This window comes from Pseudarthrobacter sp. MEB009, from assembly GCF_030208875.1.
Lineage (GTDB): Bacteria > Actinomycetota > Actinomycetes > Actinomycetales > Micrococcaceae > Arthrobacter.
The window spans coordinates 67,613-80,320 of the sequence record NZ_JARVTC010000013.1; the positions used below are offsets into that span (position 1 = coordinate 67,613).

Annotated in this window: 12 protein-coding genes; 4 read left to right on the plus strand and 8 right to left on the minus strand. The window is 69.4% G+C overall.

All coding sequences use genetic code 11. The features are described 5' to 3' along the window. Window positions 1-42: 42 nt before the first annotated feature. From QRN07_RS11525 to QRN07_RS11540, 4 genes are all read right to left on the minus strand, one after another. Window positions 43-1,272, minus strand: a complete 1,230-nt coding sequence (locus QRN07_RS11525) for an LCP family protein (RefSeq protein WP_050684254.1) — start codon at window positions 1,270-1,272, stop codon at window positions 43-45. A 70-nt stretch (window positions 1,273-1,342) separates the two neighbouring features. Continuing rightward, window positions 1,343-2,761, minus strand: a complete 1,419-nt coding sequence (locus tag QRN07_RS11530; RefSeq protein ID WP_056601481.1) for a HAMP domain-containing sensor histidine kinase — start codon at window positions 2,759-2,761, stop codon at window positions 1,343-1,345. Continuing rightward, the gene (locus QRN07_RS11535; RefSeq protein WP_050684252.1) at window positions 2,758-3,435 is read right to left on the minus strand and encodes a response regulator transcription factor; all 678 of its coding nucleotides are present in this window, start codon (window positions 3,433-3,435) and stop codon (window positions 2,758-2,760) included. Before QRN07_RS11535 ends, QRN07_RS11530 begins: the two co-directional genes overlap by 4 nt. A 52-nt stretch (window positions 3,436-3,487) precedes the next feature. Continuing rightward, on the minus strand, window positions 3,488-4,309 hold the full coding sequence (locus tag QRN07_RS11540; RefSeq protein ID WP_285241083.1) for a putative protein N(5)-glutamine methyltransferase: 822 nt from the start codon (window positions 4,307-4,309) through the stop codon (window positions 3,488-3,490). Window positions 4,310-4,389: 80 nt separating this feature from the next. Here QRN07_RS11540 and QRN07_RS11545 point away from each other — a divergent pair, with 80 nt between their 5' ends. Continuing rightward, window positions 4,390-5,445, plus strand: a complete 1,056-nt coding sequence (locus tag QRN07_RS11545; RefSeq protein WP_285241084.1) for a lactonase family protein — start codon at window positions 4,390-4,392, stop codon at window positions 5,443-5,445. Here QRN07_RS11545 and malQ read toward each other — a convergent pair. Further along, a complete protein-coding gene (gene malQ / locus QRN07_RS11550) occupies window positions 5,442-7,685 on the minus strand; it encodes a 4-alpha-glucanotransferase (protein WP_285241085.1) in 2,244 nt (747 codons plus the stop codon). The genes QRN07_RS11545 and malQ overlap by 4 nt on opposite strands. Window positions 7,686-8,092: 407 nt before the next feature. Here malQ and QRN07_RS11555 point away from each other — a divergent pair, with 407 nt between their 5' ends. Beyond that, complete coding sequence (locus QRN07_RS11555; RefSeq protein WP_056601493.1) at window positions 8,093-9,136, plus strand: aldo/keto reductase; 1,044 nt, start codon at window positions 8,093-8,095, stop codon at window positions 9,134-9,136. A gap of 21 nt (window positions 9,137-9,157) precedes the next feature. Here QRN07_RS11555 and QRN07_RS11560 read toward each other — a convergent pair whose 3' ends face one another. The 3 genes from QRN07_RS11560 to QRN07_RS11570 are packed head-to-tail and all read right to left on the minus strand — an operon-like array spanning window position 9,158 to window position 11,043. Further along, a complete protein-coding gene (locus QRN07_RS11560) occupies window positions 9,158-9,457 on the minus strand; it encodes a hypothetical protein (protein WP_050684248.1) in 300 nt (99 codons plus the stop codon). A 9-nt stretch (window positions 9,458-9,466) separates the two neighbouring features. Beyond that, window positions 9,467-10,450, minus strand: coding sequence for a DMT family transporter (locus QRN07_RS11565; protein ID WP_285241086.1), 984 nt, complete (start codon window positions 10,448-10,450; stop codon window positions 9,467-9,469). Continuing rightward, a complete protein-coding gene (locus QRN07_RS11570) occupies window positions 10,447-11,043 on the minus strand; it encodes a TetR/AcrR family transcriptional regulator (RefSeq protein WP_056601495.1) in 597 nt (198 codons plus the stop codon). The genes QRN07_RS11565 and QRN07_RS11570 overlap by 4 nt, the downstream gene beginning before the upstream one ends. Window positions 11,044-11,190: 147 nt before the next feature. Between QRN07_RS11570 and QRN07_RS11575 the strand changes: the two genes are divergently transcribed. Then, window positions 11,191-11,490, plus strand: a complete 300-nt coding sequence (locus QRN07_RS11575; RefSeq protein ID WP_050684246.1) for a DUF4193 domain-containing protein — start codon at window positions 11,191-11,193, stop codon at window positions 11,488-11,490. Window positions 11,491-11,617: 127 nt separating this feature from the next. Continuing rightward, window positions 11,618-12,685, plus strand: coding sequence for a quercetin 2,3-dioxygenase (locus QRN07_RS11580; RefSeq protein WP_050684245.1), 1,068 nt, complete (start codon window positions 11,618-11,620; stop codon window positions 12,683-12,685). Window positions 12,686-12,708: the final 23 nt, after the last annotated feature.

The window sequence follows — 12,708 nt, forward strand, 5'->3', positions numbered from 1 at the left end:
GGTTCGGGAACGGCCATCGCCAGCAGGATTACGACGGCGGCACTACCAGGAGTAGGGAACGATGCAGTTGTCCTGCGCCGCACTTTGTCCTTCGACGTTTTCGGGCGCGGACGGGAGGCCGGTTGAGCCGTCCGACGGTGACGCCGGGTCCTCCGGGACCACGGACGCACCCGCCGTGCCGCCGTCGTCGTTATCCCCTCCATCCGTTCCTGCCTGGACGCCCCGGCCCGCGTTGTCCCCGCCAAGGACCAGCTGTTCGCTGGAAGTCACCACCTCCATCAGCGCCTGCGCGGCCACGGTGTCAGGCAGGAGCCGGTTGCCGGCGGGGATGTACGGGTAGGTCACCAGGTTCAGGTCCTGGAGCGGGATGTCACGGAAGGCGCCAGCCAGGGAGACCAAAGCGGGCAGGTCCGCCAGGCTGCTGGAGAGCGTGGTGTTCCGCGTGGCCGCCTCGGCGATGGCATAGAGGCGCGGGATGTTGGTGAGGGTGGACTCGTCCTGCAGTTTGCGCATCAGCGAGGAAGCGAATGCCTGCTGCGATGAGATCCGGGCCAGGTCGCTGCCATCGCCCACGCCGTGCCGGGAACGGAGGACGGCAAGTGCCTGCCCGCCCTGCAGGTCGTAGGTTCCTGCCGCCGGGATGGCCAGCCCGGAATCGGGGTCGTCAATGGGTCCCGCAAAGCACATGGGCACACCGCCCACGGCGTTGGAAAGGTCAATCATGCCCTGGAAGGACAAACTTGCCGCGTACTGGATGTCCAGGTCCGTGAGCGACTCGGCCACCGCCACGGTGCAGGGCAGCCCGCCCCGGCCCAGCGCCTCGTTGAAGGGCACCCCGGCCCCGCCGGCCGTCACGGCGCCAGTGTGGGGGTTCCGGCAGTCCGGGAAGTCAACCAGCAGGTCCCGGGGAATCGACAGGACAGTGGCTTCGGTATGGGCCTCATTGACGTGCAGGACCATGGTGACGTCGTTACGGGCTCCCTCGATGTCTCCTTCGCCGAAGGACTCCCCCTGGCCGTCCCTGCCGTCCGATCCCACCACCAGCACGTTGAAGCTGCCTGCGTGTTCAGCGGCGGCACCTGGACCGGCGGCCAGGTCCACTGTGTCGATATTGGCCGCCAGCCGGACAGCACCGACCCCAACAACGGCAATGACCATCAGCGCGACCGCCAACGCCGAGAGGGCCACGAGCCTGCGCATCCGCCTGCCAGGCCGTCCGCCGCGCGGCAACCGGTCCGGGTAGGGGGGAACGTGGGGCGGGGAGCCGTCCATAACGGGCCTCCAATTCTGGGTGCAGGCGAAAGGTCGCTCCACATGGTTCCCCGGCTATGTCACAGGACCGTCACACCATCGCGGCGTCTACTGTCCAGGAAGCGGGTGCCGCGGGCAGCGCAAGGACAAAGGTGGCGCCCGTTTCCGTGCCTGCCAGGGCCAGCGTCCCGCCAAGGAGCCTGGCGTTTTCCCTGGCGATGGCGAGCCCCAGCCCGCTGCTGTCCGGCCTGCGGCGGGCCGGGTCAAGCACCGTGAAACGCTCAAAGATGTGCTCGCGCCGGTCTGCGGGGATACCTGGCCCGTGGTCCTGGACCGTGATGATGATGCCGCCGCCGCGTTCCGCTGCGCTGACCCGGATGGGGGCGGCACCATAGCGGAGGGCGTTGGTGAGCAGGTTGCTGACCACCGTCCGCACCCGGGCAAAGTCGGTGACCAGGACCAGGCTGCGGGGGCAGGAAAGTTCCACAGAGCCACTGCGCTCCGGATCAGCGTCGAGCACTGCTTCCTGTAGGGCAGCCAGGAGCCGGCCGCGGGAGACGCTGATCCGCGCGGCGCCGGCTTCCATCCGGGACAGCTCCAGGACCTCCGCCACCAGCACGGACAGTCGCCGGGTTCCGTCGGTGGTGATCCGGACGGCTGCGGCCTGCTCCTCCGGAGTGGCCTGCCGGAAGTCGGCCAGGATTTCGCTGACGGCGGCCATGGACGCCAGCGGTGTCCGGAGTTCATGCGCCACGTCCCCCACCAGCCGGCGGGCTTCCTGCTCACGGCGGGCAAGCTGGGCCATGCTCACGGACAGGCTGCGCGAAGACTCGGCCAGGGTCCCGGCCACCTTGTCGATGTCGGGAAACGCTGACCTTGCCGGCTCGGGGACGGCGCCGTCGCCCACCTGCTGGGCCATCCGGGCCAGCCGCCGCAGCGGCCGGGTCAGCGCGGTACCCAGGAACAGGCCCAGGACGATGGCCAGGGCAACCGCGATGCCGCCGATCGCAACGCCCGCGCCCACCAGCTGGAGGAGCTGCCTGCGTTCCGGTTCCAGGGAATAGGCGGTGACAACGGCAAGCCTGGGCTGCTGATCCTCGCCTCGGGCGGGCAGCACTCCGCCCACAAAAAACACCTCGTCACCGTTCAGGGTGCCGCGGCGGAACTGCAAGTCAGTGGTCTCCGGGCCCAACGCGCCCAGGAACGGAGCCGGGATGTCTGCCCGGCCCAGGTCCCCGGCGCTCCGGGTGCCCTGCAGGTCAAAGATGACGGTGCGGCCGGGCAGCACCTCACCGTACAGGTCCCACTCGGCATCGGGCGCGGCCAGGGTGACCGCCCGGCTGAAAGGCGCGGTACTTTCGCGGAAGTCGGCCAGCAGCGCCTCCTGCCGGGACGCATACGTGGCGTCCCGGGTGATGCCCACCAGGACCACTGTCACCAGGACACTGACCAGGACGGCGGTGGTGGTCAGGGCAAGCACCAGCGCCCACCGCAGGCTCAGCCGCCTCACCGGAGCCGGTATCCGATGCCCCGGAGAGTTTCGAGCGCGGGTTCCGTCACTTCCGCTTCGGTGAGTTTGGCACGCAGGCGTTGGATGGTGGTGTCCACCACCCGCGGCGATTCGGGCGGCGAATCGGCCCACACGGAGTCAATCAGCTGGCTCCGGCTCAGGGCATGGCCTGGCCTGCCGGCCAGTTCCAGGAGCAGCCGGAATTCCGTGGCGGACAGGGACAGGACCGAATCCCCCGCGAGCACTTCCTTGGCGGAATCGTCAATGCGCAGCTGGCCCAGTTGGACCGGACCTGCAGGGCCGGTGTCCTGCATCCGGCGCCCGCGCCGCAGCACGGCCCGCAACCGGGCTTCCAGAACGTCCGGCGCCACCGGCTTCACCACATAGTCGTCGGCTCCGGCTTCGAGGCCGCCCACCACGTCCGCATCATCATCGCGGGCCGTGAGAAGGACGGTGGGGAACCCCCACTCGGCCGCGATGCGCCGGCACAGGCCAAACCCGTCGCCGTCGGGCAGCATCACGTCGATGACCCCGATGTCCGGCTGGCCCGTCCGCGCGCAGTCGAGGGCCGCTGCGACCGTTCCTGCGGCCAGGACTTCATGGCCGCGCCGCCCGAGGGCAGTGCTGAAGCCGAGCAGGATCCCGGCGTCGTCATCCACCAGCAGGATTCGCACACGTGCCTTTCGCTCCGGAGGTGTCTGCGCGGCCAGGCGGCGGCCGCCCTGTTTATGCTAGCGGTGCCGTGCCCGCAACAGCCGTCCCGTCCACGTCGGCGGACCGGACCGTGCGGACCGCCAGCCCTGCCGCGGCCAGGATCGATGCCGTCCCGGCCGCCTGGCGTCCACTGGTTTCCATGATCAGCCGGCCGCCCGGTTCCAGCCAGTCCAGCGCTCCCGCGGCAACCCGCCGGTGCACGTCCAGGCCGTCGGCGCCGCCATCCAGGCAGGCCAGGGTTTCGTGCAGGCGCGCCTCCGGGGGCATGGTCGCGATGGCCGCGCTGGGAACATAGGGGGCGTTAACCGCGAGGACCCTGACCCTGCCCCGCAGCTCCGGCGGCAACGCTTCAAAGAGGTCACCCTGGTGAACCTCCCCGCCCAGCGGTCCGATATTGCGGCGGGCGCAGTCCACCGCAACCTGGTCGATGTCCGCGGCGTGCAGCTCGATGCCCCGTACCTTCGCGGCGATGCCCACACCTACCGCCCCGGAACCGCAGCACAGGTCAACCACCACCGCCCCGGCGGCACCCCTGGCGGCCAGGAAATCCGCTGCCTCCTGCACCAGGAGCCCGGTCCGGCGGCGCGGCACAAAAACACCGGGGACGACGGCGATGCGCCGGCCCGCAAAGTCGGCCCACCCCACGATGTACTCCAGCGGGATCCCGGCAAGCCGTTGCCGGACGTAGTCCGCCAGCTCGGCCGGCCCGGACGCCTCAGCGAGGAGCAGCCGGGCCTCGTCCTCGGCAAATACGCAGCCGGCCCCGCGGAGCATGGACGCGATGCCCTCACCTGATAAAACTTCCGGGGTGGGAATGGCGCCCCCTTCCTCCATCGGCGCGGGCTGGGAATTCCATGCTATCGGACACCGCGCGGGTGCCCCCGGAACCCGCATTGTCTTGGCAGGATGGGTTCATGGCGTACACCTTAAGCGATTCCAGCACCATTCTCTGGACCGGCACCTACACCCCTGACGGCGGCGGCCGGGCGGAGGGCATCGGTGCGCTCAAGGCAAACAGGGACGGAACACTCGAATGGCTGGGAACGGCGGTGCCGGCAGAGTCGCCGTCGTTTGTGGCTGCCCATCCCACGCTTCCGGTGGTGTATGCCGTGGCCGAGCAGCGTCGTATGGTCCAGGCATATGCGCGCACCGGCAGCTTTGGCCTGGCCCCGGCCGGTGGACCAGTGGAGGCCGGCGATGCCACCTGCCACGTGGCGGTGGACCCGCAGGGCAGGTTCCTCACCGCCACCTGTTGGGGCGACGGCCAGGTCATCCTCTACGAACTCGATCCGGCGGGGGCGATCACCGGCCGGATCCCCGCCGCTGCCGGCACCGACCCGTATGCCGGGCAGGCCGTGGACGCGCCGCGGCAGAGCCGCGCCCACGCCAGCCTGATGCTGGCGGACGGCCGGATCATGACCACCGACCTGGGCCACGACATCCTGCGGATCTGGAAGTATGTGCCCGGCACCGGGCTGGTTTTAGACGGGGAGGTGGTGCTGCCGTTCGGGAGCGGACCGCGCCACCTGGTCCAGCACATCAGCGGCAGCGTCTTTGTGGTGTCCGAATACTCCATTGAGGTTTTTGTGGTCCGGCCCGTTGCGGGCACCTTTTCCCTGGCGTTCCAGGGGCCGGCCACTGCCGGCGGCAGTGGGCCCGGCGATTCGGCCGCGGAGATCTGCCTTGGCCCCGGCGACCGCCATGCCTACGCCGGTGTCCGCGGGTCCAACCTCATCAGTGTCCTGGAGGTGGTGGATGGCGGCGCCGGCCTGGTTCCCGTCAAGGACGTGGACTGCGGCGGCGACTGGCCGCGCCACCATGTTGTCCTGGGCCCCTGGCTGCATGTGGCCCACGAACGTTCAGACACTGTGGCCACCTTCGCCCTGGATCCCGCCACGGGACTGCCGGGACCGTTGGTCCGGACAGTCCGCGTGGCGTCACCCACTGCGCTGGTCCCCGCTTCGGCCTAGGGGTTCCGCAACGCGCGCTCCACCGAGTCGAGCAGCGACGTAAAGCGGCTGTTGCTGGGCAGATCGTCCAGGAACACCGGTTTGCCGTCCGGACCGCCGAGCGGCACCTGCCAATTCGGGTAGAGCGCTTCGGTGGTTCCGGGCTGGTTCTGGACCCGCCGCTCCCCCACCGCATCCACCAGCGCCACCCCCAGCAGGACCGACGGCGCCTCCGTCAGCAGCAGGTGCAGCGCCTCGATGGTTTTGGCCTCGGAATCCCCACGGCCGGCGGTTCCGCCGGGACCGTCGCCGGAAAGGTATCCCCGTTCGCGGAGCAGCGCAAACATCTTCTCCAGCGAGGCGTTGTGCTCTTCCCGTTCCTCGGCCTCGGACCGTTCCAGCAGGCCCAGCCGGCTGCGGAGCGCCACGTGGTCCCCCGCGAGGTAGCCGGCGGTAGGTGGAAGGTCGTGGGTGTTGACGCTGGCGAGCGCCTGCACGCGGTACTTTTCCGGCGGAAGGGGCGAATCGCCGTCGTACTCGAACCACAGGATGGATGTTCCCAGGATGCCGCGCGCGGCCAGGTAGTCCCGGACCCACGGCTCGAAGGTGCCCAGGTCCTCACCAATCACCACGGCGCCGGCGCGGTGCGCCTCCAGCGCCAGGATGCCGATCAGCGCCTCATGGTCATAGCGGACGTAGGCGCCATCCCCCGGCGCGTTGCCGGCCGGAACCCACCAGAGCCGGAACAGGCCCAGCACGTGGTCCACCCGGATACCGCCCGCATGCCGGAGCACGGTGGCCAGCATGTTCCGGAACGGCGCGTAGCCGGCCTCGGCCAACCGGGAGGGGTGCCACGGCGGCTGGCCCCAGTCCTGGCCCTGCTGGTTGTACATGTCCGGCGGCGCACCCACGCTGGTCTCCGGCGCCAGGACGCCGCGCAGCGTCCAGGCATCGGCGCTGTTCAGGTCCACGCCCACGGCCAGGTCGTGGACCACGCCCAGCCGCATGCCCGCACGGCGCGCCGACTGCTGCGCCGATTCAAGCTGTTCGTCGCAGATCCACTGCAGCCAGCGGTGGAACCCGATCCGGTCCGCGAGCTTCTCCTGCAGGGCCGCAGCGCCGGAGGTGCCCACCGCGAAGCCGGGGTCCGTCCACAACGGATCATCGGGTGCCGCGTCCTCACGGATCGCAGACCACAGCGCAAAATGGTCCAGGCCGGTACCGGAGATCCGGCAGAATTCGTCGAAGGCTGCCTGCCGGGCGGGCGCGCGGCGCGCGTGGTAGAGGAGCTCGAGCGCCTGCAGCTTGGCCGCGTAAACGGCGTCCCGGTCCAGGCGGTCAGCGTTGTTGTTCAGGCCCGCCACTTCTTCGCGGAGCCGCTCCACCGTGGCCCGCTTGCGGGGTTTCAGGTAGGCCAGCTCGGGGATGTCCTCCACCCGGATGTAGAGCGGGTTGAAGAAACGGCGGGTGGACGGTGAGTACGGCGAGGGCTGGACCGGCGGCACCGGTTCGGCCGCATGCAGCGGGTTCACCAGCACGTAGTCGGCACCGCGCTGCCCGCTGATGGCGGCGAGGTCTGCCAGGTCCGCAAAGTCGCCAATCCCCCAGGACCGTTTGGACCGCACGGAGTACAGCTGCGTGGCCAGCCCCCAGCCACGGCGTTCCTCCAGGTGCCGGGCTGTTTCCAGCCGTTCGGGGACCACCACCAGTGTTGCGGTGGCGGTGGCGTCCCCTGACGTGGCGTGCAGGGTGTGCCAGCCCAGCGGCAGGTCCGCCGGCAGGGCGAAGGTGGCGCGGCCCGTCAGGACGCCGTCCACCTCGCGCGGCTGGACCCAGGCATCCTGTTGGGTGGCTTGCCTGCTGGCACCGTCCTCCAGGCTGATGGCCAGGCTGACCGCAGCGCCGTCCGGCACGTGGACCGGAACGTCCGCCGCCTTGCCCTGCCTGACAACGACGGCGGGCGGCAGCATCCGCTGCCAGGGCGCCAGTTCCGCGGCGGCGAGCGCCGCCTGGATCTGCTGGTTGGTCTGCGCCTGGACGCCCAGGGAATGCAGCACCTTGATCAGCGTCGCGGCCGCCACAGTATGGGGCAGGCCGTCCCAGCCCTGGAAAGTGGTGCCAACGCCGTGCGCATCGGCCAGCTGCTGGAGGAGGGCAGGATCCACGGCGTCGGCCAGGGGGGATCCGCTGCCGGCAGCCGCTCCGGGAGGGGCCGCCGGGCCGCCCGCTGGGTGGGACTGCTGCTGCTCTGTTGCCGTCATGGATGTCCGCCTCGCCTGGTGTGATGGGACCGAACTTACAAAAGCTGGCGTGTCGCACCGGGCGCCTGCACCCCCGCGCACAACCGTCGCTCCAGATTATGGCAGGAGGCGCCGGGGACGAAACCTGGCCGCATGGGCACGGCCCTCCCTGCCCAACGGCGCCGGGGTCAGCACGGCGAAGCCGGGCCCTGCTGCTGGTTCCGCCGGCACCTGCCCGGTGTCCCGCCGTCGGTCGTTCCACCGCATACCCTGCCCGGCCGCCACATTTCGTCATGCCCGGCCCGTCCCGTTACCTTGTGCGACGAAAAGAGAAGGACTAAGGCGGGATTCTGCGGCCCCCCGGCCAATCTGTGTAGCGTCGTGACGATCGAGGACATAAACGGCACGGATTGTGGAGGAAACCCGGGATGAGCCTGAGCGAACTGCGGGTGTTTGGGCGGTCGGGCACGCCCATCAGCCCACTCACCCTGGGCACCATGAACTTCGGCGAAGGCGCCGGCGGGCAGCAGGGCGCCCCCACGGGCGCCGATGAAAGCATCCGCATCATCAACGCCGCACTGGATGCCGGAATCACCGCCGTGGACACCGCGGACGTCTACTCCCAGGGCGAGTCGGAGCAGGTGGTGGGCCGGGCGCTGCGCGGCCGCCGCGACGACGTTTTCCTGGCCACCAAGTTCCACGGCCAGATGAGCGCCAACCCGGCGCACTCCGGAAACTCCCGGCGCTGGATCACGCAGGCGGTGGAAGGCAGCCTCCGCCGGCTGCAAACCGACCGGATCGACCTCTACCAGGCGCACCGGCCGGACTACAACACCGACGTCCTGGAGACCATTACCACCCTCAACGACCTCATCCGGCAGGGCAAGATCCTCTACTACGGCACGTCCGTGTTCACCCCAGCGCAGCTGGTGGAGGCGCAGTGGCTGGCCAACACCAACCACCTCATTCCGCCGCTGGGCAACCAGGTGCCGTACTCCATGCTGGTGCGCGGCAACGAACGCGACGTGCTGCCCATTGCGCAGCAGTACGGCCTGGGTGTCCTGGCGTACGGCCCACTGGCGGGCGGCTGGCTGTCCGGAAGTTTTGTGCTGAAGGAGGGCACAGCGTCCAAGGTGCACTCACTGCCCGGCCGGTACGACATCTCCGGCCCCACCAGTGAACGCAAGCTGCACGCCGCCGACGCCCTGGCGCGGCTCGCCGACAAGCTCGAGCTGTCCCTCGTGGACCTCGCCGTGGGGTTCACCCTGGCCCACCCGGCCATCAGCAGCGTCATCATCGGGCCGCGCAGCGGGGAACACCTCGCCGCGTACCTGGCCGCGGCGGACGTCCGGCTCAGCGAGGCCGTCCTGGACGCCATCGATGAGCTGGTGCCGCCGGGTACCAACTTTGTGGAGCGCGACGCCGGTGCGATCGTGCCGTCCATCGAATTCGCTGAGCTGCGCCGGCACTGAGCCCCTGCCGGACCTGGTTTGTTACGCCCGGGCTATGCGCTGCCGGCCCACGCGGAAGCCGGCCCAGAACGCCAGGGCCAGCAGTCCGGCGCCCACCAGGGCCACGCCGGACAGGGACGTGCCGTCCACCACCACCAGCTCAGGGCCTGACGAGGCGAAGGATGTATTGCTCAGGGGCGCGTAGGCAACCCAACCGATTTCCCGTGGTGCATTGAGGATGACCAGCCCCGCCACCGTGGCCGCCACTGCCAGCAAGGGCACCAGCCACCGTTGGAGCGTTTTGGCGGTGCGTCCTGGATTGCTGCTTTCCCCCGAAGTCATGCGCCCAGCCTACCGGCGCAGGCCCGTCGCCGGGATGGGGGCCTGTTTCTCCGCCGTCCTGCCCGGCCCCAGGATAAAGAGGCTCCCCAGGACCACTGCGGCCCCGAGCCAGCCCGCGGCCGGCAACCGTTCCCCCACCACCAGCACGGCAAGGACGGCCGCCACCACCGTCTCCAGCAGCGAGATTCCGGTAGCTGTGCTGGCCCCGACCCGCCCCAGGCCCCAGCCGAACAGCAGGTAGCCCGCAAACATCGGGACCAGGGCCATGTAGGCGCCAACCGCCGCAGCCGTCCACGACTCCAGCAGGGCACCTCCGGTGACGGCCAGCACCGGCATCAGCAGCAGGCCGCCCAACCCGAAAACTGCGCCCATTGCCGCCTTGGACGGGATGCCGGTGCCGATGATGCGGTGCGCGGCCCAGGAATACAGGGCATAGGTGGCGCCGGCGAGCAGGCCCAGCAGGATTCCCGCCGTCGACAGCCACGGCGACCCGTCTCCGCCTGCTGCGGCCCCTCCACCGTGGCCCGCAAACGACAGCACTGCGGCTCCGGAGATGCCCAGCAGCGCGCCCACGATCCACCGGCGGCGAAGCCGCTGTCCATCCACAACCCGCTCGATCAGCGCGGCCGCAATGGGGGCGGAACCGATGGAAACCACCGTTCCAACGGCCACGCCGGACAGGTGCATGGCGGAATAGAACGCCAGCGGATAGACGGCCACCGCTGCGGCGCCCATCAGCAGCAGCGGCCAGCGGGCCAACAGCCCGGTGCGGTGGCGCCGGATCGATGACAGCGCAAAAAGGGCCTGCAGCAGCCCACCCACCCCCATGGCCACGGCGCCGATGGCCAGCGGACCGGCGCCGGGGGCGAAGGTGGCGGCTGTCCCGGTGGTGCCCCACAGGACGGAGGCAGCCACCACGGCAAGGGCTCCGCGGCTGTGTCCGCCGGTTGGCCGGGCTGTGGCCGCCGGAGCCTGAACCCGGGCGGCCGTCACAGGGCTTCCAGGAGTCCGGCGGCAAGCTGCCGGGCTTCAAGGAGCGGGCCGTCGTCGCCCTGCAGCCCGGCGCGGGCCATGGCGCCCTCCAGGAGGAACGCCAGGTGCCGCGCCAGTTGCGCTGCCCGGCCCGGCTCCCCCGGCAGCAACGTTTGCAGTGGCCCGCGGAGGAGGTCCTCCACGTCTTCCTTGTGTTGCCGGACGGCCTGGCGGCCGGGATCACCGGCCGGGAGTTCGGCTGCGGCGTTCAGGAGCCCGCAGCCGCGGAACCCGTCCTGGTAGGCGAAGTTGGCGTGGTCGCGGTACGCGTCAAACACCGCCAGCACCTGCTCCCCGGGGTCCGCTGCGGCGTCCAGGCGGGCACGGTACAGGTCCAGCCATTCCTCGTGGCGTGCCTCCAGGTAGGCAGCCACCAGGTCCGCCTTGGAACGGAAGTTGTTGTACAGGCTCTTTTTGGCCACGCCCGCACCGGCGGTGATGGCATCGATCCCTGTGGCCGTGATTCCGTGGGCGTAAAAGAGCGGGGCGGCGGCTTCAAGGAGCAGCGTGCGCGCGGGGCGCCGCGTGGAACCGGCGGGAATTGTTGCAGGCATGTGGGGCTCCGGAATCGTAGGTAGTTAGACCAGTCTACTTACCCTGCACCGCAATCGCGTAGAGTAGCGGGAATATCTGCAGACCGTGACCCGTTGTGGCTCTGTCCGGAACAATCCGCGCGTGAAAGCCGACAGGAGAAAGCACCAATGTCAGTTGACTACGACGCCCCCCGGGTGACCCCCGGCGACGAGCCGAACACCGCCCTGGACGAGCTGAAGAACGACAAGTCCAACCGCCGCGAAGCGGTGGTGGACGTGGACGAAACAGACCTTGCCGAAGGCTTCGAACTGCCCGGCGCTGACCTCTCCAACGAGGAGCTGCAGGTTCAGGTGGTCCCGGTGCAGCTGGACGAGTTCACGTGCATGTCCTGCTTCCTGGTCCACCACCGCAGCCAACTGGCCCGGGAAAAGGACGGCAAGAAGTACTGCCGGGAGTGCGAGTCCTAAGGACCCCGCACGGCGTGACCCACTTCGGCTTCCAACCATTGGAATCCAGCCTCGTAGCAGGACCGGCGGCCAGCCATGCTGTAGGTCACGCTCCGGCACTGGCCGGCCGACTGGAAAGAAGGAACCCATGTCCCTCAGCGTTGAGGAAATGAACAGGCAGCTCCCGGTTGCCAACGCCCTGCCCGGCGAGGCCCTGCCGTATTACATGGCATCAGGCGAAGGCGCGCGCTACGAGCTCAACGGCCAGCTGGTCACCGTGATCGCGCGGGCAGCCGATACCGGCGGGATCTTCAGTGCGGCCTACATCTCCGGCGGCATGGGCGCGGAGTCGCCCTTCGTCACGCACCAGGTTGAGCACAAGACCCTCTACGTCTTCGACGGGATCCTGCACGTCTGGCTCCCAGGCGAAAGCCGCATCCTGACCCCGGGCGACTCCGTGGTCATCCCGCCGGGAACCCCGCACGCCTACCGCATGGCCAGCCACTACACCCGCTTCCTGAACTGGATGACGCCCGGTGGCGCCGAGGCCTACTACGAACGCGTGGGCACCCCCATCGACTCGCACGTGCCCCCGGTCCGCGCCGGCCGCACCGCGGGGCTGCAGGAGCAGGCGGAAATCGGTGCCGAATTCGGCATCACCTTCCCGGACGTGGAACGGGTGGCGCCCGCCTTCAAGCACGACGCCGGCCTGCCGCCGTCGGAAAGCCCGTACTTCCTCAGCGCCGGCGAAGGTGAGCGGCTGGTCAGCTACCAGACCATGTTCACCTACCTGTCCCGGCCCGCCAACACCGGGTCCAACTACTTCGCCGTGCACACCAAGGGTGCAAAATCACCGTACATTCCGCTGCACTTCCACTCCGAACACACCGAGAACTTCCTGTGCACCGAGGGCCGGATGTGGCTGTACGCCAACGGCCGCGAAATGCTGCTGACCAAGGGGGACTTTGTGCATGCCCCCGCCGGCACCATCCATTCCTTCGCGTTCGATGCGCACAACACCCAGATGGTGGGCTTCCTGACTCCCTCGGTGTTCAACGGGTTCTTCGAATACTTCAACAAGCCCACCGAGGACTACATGTACACCGAAGGCGGCCAGCCCTACATGGACATGGAAGGCTTCGGCCGGGCCCAGGCGGAGATGGACCTCACCGTGGTGGGACCCCCGCCGCAGCGCCGCGCCGCCCTGGAGCTCTAACCGCCCCGCGGTGCCCCCACCCA

Excerpts from the sequence above, each read along its gene's own strand:
- QRN07_RS11580 (WP_050684245.1), top strand. The coding sequence starts at position 11,618 with ATGTCCCTCAGCGTTGAGGAAATGAACAGGCAGCTCCCGGTTGCCAAC.
- QRN07_RS11540 (WP_285241083.1), bottom strand. The coding sequence starts at position 4,309 with ATGGAGGAAGGGGGCGCCATTCCCACCCCGGAAGTTTTATCAGGTGAG.
- QRN07_RS11545 (WP_285241084.1), top strand. The coding sequence starts at position 4,390 with ATGGCGTACACCTTAAGCGATTCCAGCACCATTCTCTGGACCGGCACC.
- QRN07_RS11575 (WP_050684246.1), top strand. The coding sequence starts at position 11,191 with ATGTCAGTTGACTACGACGCCCCCCGGGTGACCCCCGGCGACGAGCCG.
- QRN07_RS11570 (WP_056601495.1), bottom strand. The coding sequence starts at position 11,043 with ATGCCTGCAACAATTCCCGCCGGTTCCACGCGGCGCCCCGCGCGCACG.
- QRN07_RS11525 (WP_050684254.1), bottom strand. The coding sequence starts at position 1,272 with ATGGACGGCTCCCCGCCCCACGTTCCCCCCTACCCGGACCGGTTGCCG.
- QRN07_RS11560 (WP_050684248.1), bottom strand. The coding sequence starts at position 9,457 with ATGACTTCGGGGGAAAGCAGCAATCCAGGACGCACCGCCAAAACGCTC.
- malQ (WP_285241085.1), bottom strand. The coding sequence starts at position 7,685 with ATGACGGCAACAGAGCAGCAGCAGTCCCACCCAGCGGGCGGCCCGGCG.
- QRN07_RS11555 (WP_056601493.1), top strand. The coding sequence starts at position 8,093 with ATGAGCCTGAGCGAACTGCGGGTGTTTGGGCGGTCGGGCACGCCCATC.